Annotated in this window: 14 protein-coding genes; 7 read left to right on the top strand and 7 right to left on the bottom strand. The window is 74.1% G+C overall.

The features are described 5' to 3' along the window. Positions 1–160 precede the first annotated feature (160 nt). A complete protein-coding gene (locus tag BXU09_RS05460) occupies positions 161–1,828 on the bottom strand; it encodes a GGDEF domain-containing protein (protein WP_078301058.1) in 1,668 nt (555 codons plus the stop codon). Between the two features lie 178 nt (positions 1,829–2,006). Here BXU09_RS05460 and BXU09_RS05455 point away from each other — a divergent pair, with 178 nt between their 5' ends. Beyond that, on the top strand, positions 2,007–2,987 hold the full coding sequence (locus tag BXU09_RS05455) for an ABC transporter ATP-binding protein (protein ID WP_078301057.1): 981 nt from the start codon (positions 2,007–2,009) through the stop codon (positions 2,985–2,987). Beyond that, entirely contained in the window at positions 2,980–3,852 is an 873-nt protein-coding gene (locus BXU09_RS05450) for an ABC transporter permease (protein WP_078301056.1), read from the top strand. The genes BXU09_RS05455 and BXU09_RS05450 overlap by 8 nt, the downstream gene beginning before the upstream one ends. A 69-nt stretch (positions 3,853–3,921) precedes the next feature. Here the strand turns inward: BXU09_RS05450 and BXU09_RS05445 are convergent, their stop codons facing one another. From BXU09_RS05445 to BXU09_RS05435, 3 genes are all read right to left on the bottom strand, one after another. Further along, positions 3,922–5,301: a hypothetical protein gene (locus BXU09_RS05445; RefSeq protein ID WP_078301055.1), complete on the bottom strand. Its 1,380-nt coding sequence runs from the start codon at positions 5,299–5,301 to the stop codon at positions 3,922–3,924. Between the two features lie 111 nt (positions 5,302–5,412). After that, complete coding sequence (locus tag BXU09_RS05440) at positions 5,413–6,678, bottom strand: VWA domain-containing protein (RefSeq protein ID WP_240501033.1); 1,266 nt, start codon at positions 6,676–6,678, stop codon at positions 5,413–5,415. Next, positions 6,675–7,574 carry a MoxR family ATPase gene (locus BXU09_RS05435; RefSeq protein ID WP_240501031.1) on the bottom strand — a complete coding sequence of 300 codons (900 nt, stop codon included), beginning with the start codon at positions 7,572–7,574 and terminating at the stop codon, positions 6,675–6,677. The genes BXU09_RS05440 and BXU09_RS05435 overlap by 4 nt, the downstream gene beginning before the upstream one ends. A gap of 176 nt (positions 7,575–7,750) precedes the next feature. Between BXU09_RS05435 and BXU09_RS05430 the strand changes: the two genes are divergently transcribed. Both BXU09_RS05430 and BXU09_RS05425 read left to right on the top strand, forming a co-directional pair. Then, positions 7,751–8,104: a hypothetical protein gene (locus BXU09_RS05430; protein WP_078301053.1), complete on the top strand. Its 354-nt coding sequence runs from the start codon at positions 7,751–7,753 to the stop codon at positions 8,102–8,104. 197 nt (positions 8,105–8,301) lie between these two features. After that, positions 8,302–8,928 (top strand): hypothetical protein, encoded by a 627-nt coding sequence (locus BXU09_RS05425; protein WP_078301051.1) that lies wholly within the window; start codon positions 8,302–8,304, stop codon positions 8,926–8,928. Between the two features lie 51 nt (positions 8,929–8,979). Here BXU09_RS05425 and BXU09_RS05420 read toward each other — a convergent pair whose 3' ends face one another. Next, complete coding sequence (locus BXU09_RS05420; protein WP_078301050.1) at positions 8,980–9,444, bottom strand: carbon monoxide dehydrogenase subunit G; 465 nt, start codon at positions 9,442–9,444, stop codon at positions 8,980–8,982. Positions 9,445–9,547: 103 nt separating this feature from the next. Between BXU09_RS05420 and BXU09_RS05415 the strand changes: the two genes are divergently transcribed. Both BXU09_RS05415 and BXU09_RS05410 read left to right on the top strand, forming a co-directional pair. Continuing rightward, on the top strand, positions 9,548–10,195 hold the full coding sequence (locus BXU09_RS05415; protein ID WP_078301049.1) for a nucleotidyltransferase family protein: 648 nt from the start codon (positions 9,548–9,550) through the stop codon (positions 10,193–10,195). A gap of 31 nt (positions 10,196–10,226) precedes the next feature. Then, entirely contained in the window at positions 10,227–11,420 is a 1,194-nt protein-coding gene (locus tag BXU09_RS05410) for a Xaa-Pro peptidase family protein (protein WP_078301048.1), read from the top strand. Between the two features lie 27 nt (positions 11,421–11,447). Here the strand turns inward: BXU09_RS05410 and BXU09_RS05405 are convergent, their stop codons facing one another. Continuing rightward, complete coding sequence (locus BXU09_RS05405) at positions 11,448–12,257, bottom strand: metallophosphoesterase (RefSeq protein WP_078301047.1); 810 nt, start codon at positions 12,255–12,257, stop codon at positions 11,448–11,450. Continuing rightward, on the bottom strand, positions 12,254–12,523 hold the full coding sequence (locus BXU09_RS05400; protein WP_078301046.1) for a hypothetical protein: 270 nt from the start codon (positions 12,521–12,523) through the stop codon (positions 12,254–12,256). The genes BXU09_RS05405 and BXU09_RS05400 overlap by 4 nt, the downstream gene beginning before the upstream one ends. A gap of 76 nt (positions 12,524–12,599) precedes the next feature. On the opposite strand from BXU09_RS05400, the gene BXU09_RS05395 reads away from it, so the two are divergent. Further along, positions 12,600–13,466, top strand: coding sequence for a metallophosphoesterase (locus BXU09_RS05395; protein ID WP_078301045.1), 867 nt, complete (start codon positions 12,600–12,602; stop codon positions 13,464–13,466). Positions 13,467–13,601 lie beyond the last annotated feature (135 nt).

Genomic DNA, 13,601 nt, shown 5'->3' with positions numbered 1-13,601 from the left:
GTTGCCGCCCCTTGCCGACGGCGTTCATACGGATTCCGTCTGTTTCGCTGACAACCCGGAACATCGCCGGGTTGCCAGCTCCACGCCCGGAACCCGGGTTTCTCCCACTCGCATCCGCTCGGATTGAATGGCTTTGTAAGCCCTTCAATCGGAGTCCGTATCAGTCGCTGGGCGGGTGCACGCGGTTGCGGCCGGCGCGTTTGGCGCGGTACAGGTGCTCGTCGGCCTGCGAGAGTGCCTCGGGCAGGCGTTCGCGGGGTTCCACGGCGTACCCGACGCTGGCGGTCAGGTTCGTGCCGGGCAGCAGCGCGGACCAGTCGTGACTGGCGACGGCGCGGCGGCACCCCTCGGCCAGCGCGTGGGCCTGCCCGTGCGTGCCGACCGGGGTGATCATCACGAATTCCTCGCCGCCGTAGCGGGCGAGCAGCGTGCCGGGCCAGCGGGCCAGTTCCCCGCGCAGCAGGTCCGCCACGGCGCGCAGGGCGCGGTCCCCGCCCGCGTGGGAGTGCCGGTCGTTCACGCGTTTGAAGTGGTCGATGTCCAGGAACAGCGCCGCGACCGGCCCGGCAGGCGGCGCGGGCAGGCTCAGCATTCCTTCCTCCAGGCCCCGGCGGTTCAGCAGGCCGGTCAGCGGGTCCTGCCGCGCCTGGGCCTCGGCCAGCCGCAGGCGGTCCTGCCATGAACTGGCGTCCTGCTGCGCCTGCTGCTGCGTGGTGACGTTCATGCGACTCAGCGCGTCCTGCGCGTCGGCGAGGGCCTCGCGCGCGGCGCGCAGGGCCTGCGGGTACTGCCCGGCCCGTTCGTGCAGCGCCGAGATGTCCCCCAGGATGCGCTGCGTGTCCCGGTGCCGGTGCTGGCTACGGACGAGGCTCAGCGCGACGTGGTACTCGTCGAGGGCGGCGGCGTGGTTGCCGCGCGCCCCGGCCAGTTCCGCGAGGCACAGGTTGACCTCTATGTACAGTTGCTGGTCCAGGCCGCTGTGCAGTTCGGCGGCGCGGTCGGCGGCGTGCTGCGCGGCGCTCAGGTCGCCGCTCAGCAGGTGCAGGGTGCTCTCGTGCGCGTAACACAGGACCTCGGTGGTGCGGCTGGGCAGGACTTTCAGGGCGGCGTGCGCGGCGCGCAGCACCATCAGGCCCTGCTGCGCGGCGTGCTGCACCGCCTCCGGTCGGCCCCGGTCGCGGGCCTGCCGGGCCAGCAGCGCGTACGAGTGCGCGCGGTTCTCGTGCAGGTAGTTGCTCAGGTCGTCGCGCAGGGCCGGGTCGTTCAGGTTGTGAATGTGCTCCTCGAGCAGGTTCAGCTGGTGCAGCGCCTCGCCCGGCTCGCCCCGGTTGTTCGCCAGCCACCCCAGGTTCACCAGGGCGTTGCCAGTGTCCAGCGGGTCGCCCTGCTGCCGCGCGAGTTCCAGCGATTCCTGCAGGTCCTGCTGCGCGCCGTTCAGGTCGCCGATCAGCATGTGCGTCAGGGCGCGCACGTTCAGCAGCGACGACTGCAGGTGGCGCAGGTCGTGTTCGCGGATCAGTTCCTGGGCGCGCGTGACGGCGTCCCGGGAGCGTTCCAGCTGGTTCAGGTGCGCCGCGACGAAACTCAGGCCGACCAGGGCCAGGGTCGCCTCGGCGGGGGCGTCGGCCAGCAGCGCGAGTTCCAGGGCGGCCTCCCCGATCCGCTGCGCGCCGTGCATGGTCGTGTCGCGCAGGTGCCGCGCCAGACTGATCAGCGCCTGCGCCCGCTCGCGGTCGTTCGTGGCGGCGCGGAACTCCATGACCAGCGGCCCCGGCAGGTTCGCGGGCAGCTGAAGGCTCCCGATGTCGAACGGGGCGGGTGAGGTCATCACGGTCATTGTCGTGGATTGTGCGGCGGGCGTGGCGGACATGTCCGTGAAATCCGGGCCATTCCACCCGACCACCCCCCCCGGCGCCACATCCAGTCACAGCGCCACATCCAGTCCCGGCGCCGGGCCGTGCACCACTCCGCAGAAAGACTGACGATCCGGCGGGCGGCGCGCGCCTATGCTGGAAGGCGTGAACGCCATCGAAACGCACGAGTTGCGCAAGGAATACCGGGGCCGCGCCGTCGTGGACAGCCTGACCCTGACCGTCCCGCCCGGCGAGGTGTTCGGATTCCTCGGCCCGAACGGCGCCGGGAAAAGCACCACCGTGAAGATGCTGCTGGGCCTCGTGCATCCCACGGGCGGGCGCGTGCAGGTCCTGGGCGGCAGTCCGCACGACCCGGCCGTGCGCGCCCGCCTGGGCTTCCTGCCCGAGCAGTTCCGCTTTCAGACCTGGATGACCGCCGAGGAATTCCTGCGGTTTCACGGGCGGCTGGCGGGCCTGAAGGCCGCCGAACTGGGCGCCCGCATCCCGCAGGTGCTGGAGACCGTGGGCCTGGGCGGCCGGGGCGGCGAGAACCTCGGCGGGTACTCCAAGGGCATGTTGCAGCGCGCCGGGCTGGCCGGAGCGATCCTGGCCCGCCCCGCGCTGGTGTTCCTGGATGAACCGACGAGCGCCCTCGACCCCATCGGGCGGGTCGAGGTGCGCGAGATCATCGAGCGACTGCGCGGCGAGGGTACGGCCGTGTTCCTGAACTCTCACCTGCTGTCGGAAGTCGAGCAGGTCTGCGACCGCGTGGCGTTCGTGAAACAGGGCCGCGTGCTGCAGCAGGGCAGCATGCGCGAACTGATGGGCGGCGTCCTGCCGCTGGACGTGCGCGTGGACCACCTGCCGCCGGGCCTGCTGGAGACCCTCTCGGGCCTGGGCGAACTGCGCCACACCGACACGAACACGCCGGGCCGCGCCGACGTGGAACTGTGGCTGGACCACGAGGACGCCATTCCCGCCGTCGCCAGCGCCATTCACGCCGCCGGCGCGCGGCTGTACGCCCTGAACCCGCGCCGCCCGGACCTGGAAACCATGTTCCTGGACCTGATCGAGGACACCCCGGACAGCCACGCCCGCACCGCCCGCCTGGGCCAGGGGGCCGCCCGTGCGTAACGCCCTGCTGATCGCGGAACTCTCGCTGCGCGAGGCGGTGCGCAAACGCCTCGTGAGCGTGCTGCTGCTGCTGACCGCGCTGTTCCTGGGCTTCTACCTGTACGGCATCGTACGGCTGGAAGGCACCCTGGACGAGCGGTCCCTGGAGGCCGGACTGGACGGCCGCAGCCTGAACGGCGCGTCGAACCTGCCCGTCATCTACTCGGCCATGTTCGGCATGTACCTCGTGTACTTCCTGGGGTCCCTGATGGCGGTGCTGTCCACGGTGGGCGCCGTCAGCGGCGACATCGAGAACGGCGTCATGCAGAGTGTCATCGCGCGGCCCATCAGCCGCGCGCAACTGGTGCTGGGCCGCTGGCTGGGCTTCGGCGCCGTGAACCTCGGGTACGTGGCCCTGCTGAGCGCCGGCCTGCTCGGCGGCGTGTACGCCATCACCGGCTACCTGCCGCCCGCCCCGCTCGCCGCGACCGGCCTGATCCTGCTGTCCACGCTGCTGCTGACCGGCCTGACCGTGCTAGGCAGCACGCTGTTCACCACGCTCGCCAACGGCATCGGCGTGTTCGTGCTGTACGGCGTGGGCTTCACGGGCGGCATCCTGGGGTCCATCGGCACCTTCGCCGACACGCCCACCCTGACCACCCTGGGCCGCACCGCGAACGCCCTGATGCCCACCAACGCCCTGTGGCTGGGCGCCAGTTACCACCTGCAACCCGCCGTGGCCCTCCAGATCAGCGAGGCCTCACGCGGCGCGAACCCCTTCTTCGCGGACGCCCCCATCGCCGCCGGTCTGGTCGTCTGGGCCGTCGCCCTGACCATCCTGGCCGTCCTGGCCGCCATGCAGCGCTTCAGCCGCCGCGACCTGTAAGAGAGGGTGATGGTTGAAAGTCGATGGTTGATGGTTGAAAGAACTCTCCATCAACCATTAACCATCGACTTACCGCAGTTGCCCGAGGACGCCGCCCGTCTCGAACCACACCTGACCGTCCGGGGCGACGTGCAGGGCGCGCGGCCCGGCGGACGGGGCGTTCGCGGGACTGTCCGGCAGGGGCACGGTCGCGGCCGCCGTCTCACCCGGCAGGACGCGCAGCAGGGCCGGGTGGGCGGTGTCGGTGGCCCACACGGTGCCGTCCGGCGCGACGGCGATCTCGCCGGGGCGGGCCTCGTCGCCGGGACCGCTGCCGGCCGGCAGGGTCACCTCGTGCTGCTGTCCCGTGACCGGATCGAGGGTACGCAGCGTGCCGGTGCGGGTCTCCGTGAACCACAGCTGACCGTCCGGCGCGGCGCTCAGGCTGGCGGGAACGCTCACTCCGGGCGTCCCGACCGGGTACGTGCGCCCCGCGCCACCCGTCAGGCTCACGGACACGACGGCGGGACTGGCGCCGCGCCGCGTGAAGAACAGCGTGCCGTCCGCGCCCAGCGTCAGGCTTTCCGGCGCGCCGGACGTGGCGACCGACCCCACCGCGCCGCTGGCCGGATCGAGCAGCAGCACCCGCTCCTGCCCGTACGCCGTGAACGCCACCCGCCCGTCCGTGAGCGGCGTGACGTTGTTCAGCGTCTCGACCGTCCCTGCCAGGAACCGTTTGGCCGTCCCGTCCGCGCTGCGCCGCAACAGGAAACTCCCGTCGGCGCTCACGCCGCGCACCGCCACCCACACGTCCGGGCCGTTCACGGCGTGGCTGGTGATCGTCTCGAAGCCCGCCACCGGGAAGGTCAGGGACGTGAACGTGGCGGCCGCCGCGTCGAACCGCAGCAGGCTGTGCCGGGACGCGGCGTCGGCGCTGACCGTGGCGCGCAGCAGCACCTGAGTGCCCTGCGAGCGGGTCGCGCCCGCCAGGTACGGGGTGGGCGGCGCGTACCGCCCGCTGCCCAGGACCCGCACCGTCACGTCCTGCGAGCGGCTGCCCGCGCGGACGGTCAGGGTGACGGGGCCGCTGCCCTGGCCGCTCACGGCGAGCGGCAGCAGGGTATCGCTGCCACTGGCGACCGGCGTGAGCGGCGTGATGGTCAGGCCGGTCGGCGCGGTCTGCACGGTCACGCTGACCCCGGCCGGGGTCACGCCGCGCAGCCGCAGTGTGCCGGGTTGCGCCAGCGCGCCGCTGACCGGCACGCGCTCCAGGCGGGTGGACAGCGCGCCCGGAGGGGTGGCGCCCGGCGTGCCGCCCGTCACGGCGGCCGGTCCGGACCCGCAGGCGGCCAGCAGCAGCGGCCCCAGCAGCGCGGCCAGCGCCGCCCGCGCGACCGGCGGCCGGGTGGGAAGGCGTCGCGTGCCGGCCGGAACCGCGGACTGATTGACTGCCGTGAGGGAGCGTGTCATGCCGTCAGTTCACCGCACTGGCCCTTGCACTCTCCTTACGACGCGCGGTCATGACGACGCGCGGTCATGACGACGCGCGGTCATGAAGATGCGCCGTCATGACGGAGGGGGTCAGGAGCGGCGGGCGGCGCGCAGGCGGCGCGGCAGGGCGTGCAGGTCGTCGACGCCGGCCACCGGCAGCAGCGCGTCCAGGAACGGCAGGGCCGCCGCGACGGCCCGCTGCACCGGCCGGTAGTTCGGGCCGGCCGCCAGCGGCGAGAGCCACACCACGCCGCCCGCGCGGCGTTCCAGGTCCCGCAGCGCCCGGCCGACCAGCGCGGGCTCGCCGGTGTCCAGGCCGTCGCTGAGAATCAGGATCAGCGTGTCGCGGTTCACGTGGGCGCGTTCCTCGCGCGCCAGCCGCAGCAGGTTCTCGCCGATGCGTGTGCCGCCGCCCCAGGCGTCCCCCAGGTCTGGGAGGGTCAGCGGCACGCCGGGCGGCGCGCGGCGCAGCAGCGGGGTCAGGCGGGTGAGGCCGGTACTGAACGCGTAGACCTCCACCCGTCGGGAGCGCAGGTGCAGCGCCTGCGCGAAGCGCAGCAGCAGCGTGGCGTCCGCGCCCATCGAGCGGCTCCCGTCGATCAGCAGCAGGAAGCGCGGCGCGCGGCGTGGGCGGCCCAGCCAGCGCAGCAGCGTGGCGTCCCCGGCGGTGCGGGCGGCGGCGCGCAGGGTGCGCCGGGCGTCCAGTTTCGGCCCCCGGTTGGGTTGCGGTTTCAGGCGGCGCGCGCGTCCCAGTTGCAGGGACCGCACCAGCGCCGACGCGGCCCGCAGCAGGTCCGGCAGGTCGTCGCCGCCGGCCTGCACGGCCTGTCCCGGCGCGGCGTTCGGGCTCAGGCGGGCGCGCAGGCTGGGCACGGCCGCGTCGTCCGGGGGGGCCTGGTCCTCGCCGGCCAGCGGCTGGCCCGGCGCCTGACTGTCCGGCGCGTCCTCGTCGGGGTCGGGCGCGTCGTCCGGGGTGGGCGCGCGGGTGGGTTTCGGCGCGGGCCGCTGGCCCGGCTGCGGTGGGGGAGGCGGCCCGGGGTCGGTCTGTTCCTCGCCCCCCGGCGCTTTCGTTTCCGGCAGCAGCGGCGGCAGTTTCGGTTGCGCCGCGCCCTCCACCCGGAAGAAGGCGTTGAATTCCAGGTCGAACAGCCGCAGCTGCTCGGGGCTGGCACTCAGGACCGCCCGCAGCGCCCCGCGCACCTCGCGCCGCTCCAGCACGTCCACCGCGCCCAGCGCCCGCAGCGCGTCGGCCGTCTCGCCCGGCCCGATCAGGAAACCGTGCCGGTCACGCAGCCGCGCCGTGAACGCCGACACCTGCGCCGCGAGGTCCGGCGGGACGGCCCCCAACCCGCTCACGCGCCGGGCGGGCGGCCCGCCGCCGCCTGCGCCGCCAGCCCCTGCAGGGTCGGCGCGGCCAGCAGCTGATCCTCGCGCAGTTTCAGGACGGCGCCCAGCGTCGCGCGGATACCGGGGGCGTCCAGGTGATCGGCGTGCAGGCTGACCAGCGCCGCCGCCCAGTCCAGCGTTTCCGCCACGCCCGGCGGTTTGCCCAGCGGCAGGGCGCGCAGGGCGTGCACGGCGTTCGTGACCTGCTGCGCCAGCGTCTCGTTCACGCCGGGCAGGCGCGCGTGCACGATCGCCAGTTCCTGCGCGCGGCTGGGGTACTCGGTCCAGTGGTACAGGCAGCGGCGGCGCAGCGCGTCACTCAGTTCCCGCGAGCGGTTACTCGTCAGGATCACGTGCGGGCGCGTGCGGGCCTCGATGGTTCCCAGTTCCGGCACGGTGATCTGCCACTCGGCCAGCAGTTCCAGCAGGAAGGCCTCGAAGGCGTCGTCGGCGCGGTCCACCTCGTCGATCAGCAGCACGGGGGCCTGCTCCTCGCGGATGGCCTGCAGCAGTGGCCGGGCCATGAGAAAGCGTTCGCTGTACAGGTCCTCGTCGGTCACGCCGCCCAGCCCGCCCAGCTCGGCGGCCCGCAGGTGCAGCAGTTGCCGCGCGTAGTTCCACTCGTACAGCGCCGACTGCGCGTCCAGCCCTTCGTAGCATTGCAGGCGGATCAGGCGCGTGCCCAGGGTGGCGGCCAGCGTCTTGGCGGCCTCGGTCTTCCCGACCCCGGCCGGACCCTCCAGCAGCAGCGGCTTGCCGAGCGCCACGACCAGCCGCAGCGCGGTCGCCAGGGCGTCGTCGGCCACGTACCCGCGCGCCAGGAAGGCCTCCTGCAGGTCGGTGGGTGTGGGCAGCGCGGCGTTCACGCGGCCCTCAGGTCGGTGGGGGGGGTGAGGCGCGGCGTGAGCGTCTGACAGCAATTCTTACAAGACATGTTTCTCTCTCCTGGCGCGGCTCCAGCCACTTCGGACCGCGATCTTAATGTTCGGACGGGACGGTGACGGTGACGGGACCGTGAGAGTCCGGCCGCTACGGTAACGGCATGACCTTGCCCCTGCTCCTGTGCGCCCTGATCGCCCTGACCTCCGGACTGCACTTCGGTCGCCGGTTCGCGCAGGCCCACGCGGCAGGCGGCGCCCTGGCCCTGCCCGCCCTCGCGCACGGCGTGATCGTCACGCCCCTGATGATCATGACGGTCCTGCTGGACCCCACCGCCGCCGGCCTGCTGTGGATGACCGTGGCGACCGCCGCGCTGGGCGGTCTGGCCGTCGGCGCGCTGCGCCCCATCCGCGAGGTCGTCCCGGCCGTCGTGCTGGCCCCGCAGCGCCTCGCGGACATCCCGGCCCAGCACCCCGCCCAGCCCAGCGCTCACAACGCCCAGCACAGCGCCGCCTGAACCCCCCGCCCGGCAGGTCATCCGCGCCGCCCCACTCCGCACCGGAGGGGGCGGCGCGCGCGCGTACCGGGTCGCGCGGGCGGCAGGTGAAGGAACTCCACCGTCCGGAGGATGCAACGCGCCCCCGCCTGAGGCACACTGAACCCGGACGGCCCGGCCGGGCAGCGCCCGCCGCAACCCGCTCCCCCGGAGGACCCATGAGCCGCAGCAGCAAGACCGGCCGCACCCTGAACACCCTGATCCGTCTGGGCCGCGCCCTGACCGACACCGACACGCCCGCCAGTCCCGTCCGGGCCGCGCAGGAGGCTGCCACGCAGGCGCTGCGCGGCCCGGTCGGCGGGGCCGCCGAGAGCCTGCGCCGCCGCGGCTCGCAGGTCCGCGACCAGCTGGGCGAACGCGCCGACGCCCGCCTGGAACGCCTGATCACCGAACGCCGCGCCGCTCAGGCCGCCCCGCCCGACCCGGAAGCCCTGGCGGTCCTGGCCCGCCGCCGCGCCGAACGGGAGGCCCGCGCCGCCCGCCTGCGCGCCCGCCAGACCCTGCTGGCCCAGGCGCAGACGCCCGCCGAGCGGCAGGTCATGCAGGCCGTCGTGAACGTCACCGACTGGGCCGGCGGGCAGGACGCGCCGCTGCGCTACACGGCGCTGCTCGACCAGCTCGCGCCGCGCGGGGACGCCGCGAGTGAGATGGCCGCGCACCGCGCCCTGTGGACCCTGGCCGAACGGCAGGTCCTGAGCGTCTCGCCGCACGGCCTGATCCGCGCCGAACCGCTGCGCGCGCCGCTGGCACTGCCGCCCGCCCGGCCCGACCTGCCGGAATCCTGACGCGCCCGCCCGCCACGTCGGGCCGGGCGCGGGCGGCGTCCGGAACGTCATTCAGGCCGTCGCGGTGTTGGCCGCGCCGACGTGCGCGCTCATGTTCTCGAAGGTCTTGGAGATCAGTTTCTGCGCCTGGGCGTCCAGCAGGCGCCCGCCGACCGTGGCGACCGGGCCACGCATGGTGGCGTCCCCGGTCCAGTCCAGGGTGGTGGTGCCGTCGCCGTTGTCCACGACGTTCGCGCCGGCCGTCAGGTCCACGACGCTGCCCAGCCCGCCGCCCTGCACCTTCACGTTCACGCGGCCCTGCGGCTCGTCGGGCAGCACCTCGATCTTGAACTTGAACTTGCCGCGCACCATGCCCACGCCCACCTGCACGGTGGCGTCCATGTGCGTCTGGTCGTGCACGACGACCTCCTGCACGTCCGGCAGGCAGCGGGCCACCCGCTCCGGGTCCTGCACGAACGCCCACACGGCGCTGGGCGGCGCCTGCACTTTTTCCTGACCTGAGTAACTGAGTTTCATGGGGGTCCTCCTGGCGGCGCACGCCACGCTCGAATTGAAGTGAACGCCGCCATTGTAAGGCGCGGCGGGTTGAAGAAAGATTGGCCTGCACTACCATGCCGGCATGACCCTGCCTTCCCACGCGCCGGTCGCGGGCGTGCTGCTCGCCGCCGGACGCAGCGCCCGCATGGGCCGCCCCAAGCAGCTGCTGCCGGTCGCGGGCGTGCCGCTGGTGCGCCGCGCCGCGCAGGCCCTGGCGGGCGGCGGGCACGACGCGCTGCTGTGCGTCGTGCCGCCCGGCGAGGTCGGCGAGGGCATCCGCGCGGCGCTGCGGGGCCTGCCGTTCGCGTTCGTGGTGAACCCGGACCCGGCGCGCGGCCTGGCGAGTTCCTTCCGCGTGGCCGTGAGCGCCCTGCCGGCCGGGCTGGCCGGCGTGAACTTCGCGCTGGGCGACATGCCGCTGCTGGGGGCCGCGCAGCACGCCGCGCTGATCGGCGCCTTCCGCGAGACCGGCGCGCCCGTCGTGCTGGCCCAGTACGGCGACCCGGACGCCGACCCTGGCGCAGAGCCGGTGCGCGCACCGCCGCACCTGTTCCGCGCGGACCTGCTCGCGGGGGTGCGCGACGCCCCGGACGCCGATCACGGTCCCCGCCACCTGATCCGCGCGCACGCCGCGCAGGCGCTCACGCTGACCTTCCCGGCCGGGCTGCTGCTGGACGTGGACACCCCGGAGGCGCTGGCGCAGGCGCAGGTGCTGTTGCAGGCACCGTAGCGGCGGTCGGGGCACCGGCGTATCCTGCCGTATGGCCCCCAACACGGCAGCGAACGCGCTTCAGGACGGCAAGCGGCGGCAGGCACAGGCGCTGCTCGGGAACGGCGAGGTGTGGCTGATCGCGGCGCGCGAGTCGGGCGTGCGCCCGGAACCGGCCCTGACGCTCGTGGCGGGCGTGGACGTCACCTGGGACAGCCTGTTCCTGCTGACCCGCAGCGAGGCGGTGGCGATCGTGGGCCGCTTCGACGCGGACGCCGTGCCGCCCGGCTGGACCGTCCACGGCTACGACGCCGACCTGCGGGCACTGCTGCGCGCCGAGGTCACGCGGCTGGGCGCGCGGCGCGTGCTGCTGAACATCAGCGAGGACGACCCGTTGTGCGACGGCCTGACCTCCGGCCTGGAACGCCGGGTGCGCGGCTGGCTGGCCCCCGGCCCGGACCTGATGCCCGACCTGGAGTGGGACAGCGCCGCGCCGCTGCTGGGGCAGCTGCGGTCCGTCAAGACGCCCGAGGAACACGCCGCGATCCGTGAGGCGGTGGACCTGGCCGAGGCGCACCTGCGCGAGATGGCGGCCGCCGCCCGCCCCGGCTGGCGGGAGCGGGACGTGGCGGCCTTCCTGCACGGCCTGTGCCGCCGCGACGGCGCGGAGCCCTCCTGGGGCTGGAACGCCTGCCCGAACGTGCACATCGGCCCGGACAGCCGGCCCTCGCACGCGCCGCCCGGCGATCACGCGCTGCGGCCCGGCGACCTGCTGCACATCGATTACGGCGTGCGTCTGAGCCACGGGTACTGCTCGGATATCCAGCGGGTCTACCGCCTGCCCGACGGGAACCCGGTCCCGGACGCCGTGCAGGCCGCCTTCCGCTCCTGCTGGAACGCCATTCAGGCGGGCGCGGACGCCCTGCGCCCCGGCACGCCCGGCCACGCCGTGGACGCCGCCGCCCGCGCCGCGCTGGTCGCCGCCGGGTACCCCGAGTACCAGCACGCGCTGGGGCACGGGCTGGGCCGCGCCACGCACGACGGCGGCACCCTCCTCGGCCCGCGCTGGCCCCGCTACGGCCAGACCGTCGAGGGACCGGTGCGCGAGAACGAGGTGTACACCCTGGAACTGGGCGTGATGGTGCCGGGCCACGGCTTCATCGGGCTGGAGGAGGACGTCGTGGTGCGCGCCGGCCCCCCGCAGTGGCTCTCGGAGCGGCAGGACGACCTGAAGAGCCTGGGCTGACCGGGGCGGCGTTTACCGGGGCGGCACTTACCTGGGGGGCGCGCCGGGCAGGTCGACCGGCGTGACCGGAATGGGCTCTCCGAAGCGGGCGTACTTGCGGGCGCGGGCCGGGTCGCCCCGCCCGCAGAACACCGTCACCTGCGGCAGCCCGTGGACGTTCACCTCGGCCACCGCCAGCCGCCCCGTGTCGTACGCGCCCAGGTCCAGGTACAGGTGGCGGCCCAGCCGGGACGGCGTGGGCACCGGGGTGTGGCCGTGCACGGAGTACATCACGCCGTCGGGCAGCGGGAACGGACCCTCGAAGGGCCGCAGCCACAGCGCCGCCGACAGCGGGTTGGGGTGCTGCGGGTGCCGCACGGGCGGCGAGGCGTGCGCGATCAGCACGCTGGGATGCGGGGGCGGCTCGTCGTGGATGTCCCCGTCGGCCGTCACGTACACCACGCGCCGCAGGACCTTCAGGTACGCCTCGAGCAGCGGCGGGAACTTCTCCAGGGTCAGGCCGCCCAGTTCGGTGCGGACCGTCTCGCCGCCGGCGCGCATCCACCACTGGTAGCCTTCCATGGCGCGGCGGTAATCGCCGAGGTCGTGCGTGCCCAGGTACTGCCGGTACCACTTGACGCCCTCTTCCATCATGCGTTCGTGGTTGCCCATCAGCAGCGTGGCGCGCCCGGCGGCGTGCAGGTCCATCAGGGTCTCCACGACCGGCATGGAGCGCGGCCCACGGTCGATGGCGTCGCCCAGAGACACGTAATGCGCGTCCGGGAAGTGGTCGAGCGCGGCGCGCAGCAGGTCGGGCCGGCCATGCAGGTCGGGAATGATCAGGATCTGGCGGCTCACGCGCCGTCTCCGGCGTCGTGCTCGTCGCTGAAGTCCAGCAGCGTCTGCTTGCTGCGTTCCCGCAGGCGGGCCGCGCCGTGCGGGTCGGGCGTGAACGTCACCTGCCCGCCGCTGAGCGTCACGCGGTACGCCGCGCCGTCCGCCGCGCCGGGCAGCCACTCGGCCGGCAGCTGGAAGGTGCGGCCGCGCAGGTCCTCCACGTCGGCCAGTCCGGCGTCGTCGTCCAGTACGTCTATGACCAGCAGATTCTCGGGCTCGGCGTGCATCCCGGCAGTCTACCGCGCGCCCGCGTGCACCTTCCGGTGGACGCCCCCCGACCGGCCCGGGCGCTAGGGTGAGGGCATGACCGTGACCCGCCGCCACGTCCTGCGCGCCCTGGGGGGCGGCGGTCTGGCCGCCCTGGCCGCTGGCGGGGCGGGCGCGGCGCAGGCGTACCGCTTCGGCGTGACCCGCCACGCCCGCGCCCTGCCGGGCCTGCGCGCCCCGCTGCGGGCCGCGTTCCTGACGGACCTGCACTACGGGCTGTTCATCGGGGCCGGGAGTGTGGCGGCCTGGGTGGACGCCACGAACGACCTGCGGCCCGACGTGGTGCTGCTGGGCGGCGATCAGCTGGACGCGCGCATGGACGCCCCGCCGGAACCGCTGCTGCGCGAACTGGGGCGGCTGCGCGCACCCCTGGGCGTGCTGGGCGTGTGGGGCAACCACGATTACGGCAGTTTCGGACGGTACGGGGGCCGGCAGTACGGCGCGCCCCGGCCGGACTGGGCCGCGAAACGCGCCGAGCTGGAGGCGGCGTTCGCGCGGGCGGGCGTGACGGTCCTGCGCGACGCGGGCCGCGCGCTGCGCGACGACGCCTGGGTGGGCGGCACGGACGACCTGTGGTTCGGGAAGCCGGACGTGAGGGCGGCCCTGGCGGGCGCGGGGGACCGGGCCACACTGCTCGTCACGCACAACCCGGACCTGCTGCCCGACCTGCCGCGCCCGGCGGGACTGGTGCTGTGCGGGCACACGCACGGCGGGCAGGTGCGCTTTCCGCTGCTGGGCGCGCCGGTGGTGCCCAGCCGGTACGGGCAGCGTTACGCGATGGGCTGGGTGCAGGGCGCGCACGGCACGCCCGCCTACGTCAGCCGGGGCCTGGGCCTGAGCGGCCTGCCGCTGCGGAACCTGTGCGAGCCGGAACTGACGCTGCTGCACCTGAACCCCGCCTGAAGAGGTCCGCCCCGCCGTATGAAGTTGTATGGAGGGGTGGCGTGGCCCCCGCCGATCCTTGCGCCCGGAGTGTCCGGATGGGCAACCTTCGTGGTACAAAGTGCCGCCTGAGGCCGGACCTGTTGCGCTGCGTAC

It is taken from the genome of Deinococcus sp. LM3 (genome assembly GCF_002017875.1).
GTDB lineage: Bacteria > Deinococcota > Deinococci > Deinococcales > Deinococcaceae > Deinococcus.
The sequence above is the reverse complement of the archived record's forward strand: the minus strand, read 5'-3'. Positions and strand labels throughout refer to the sequence as shown.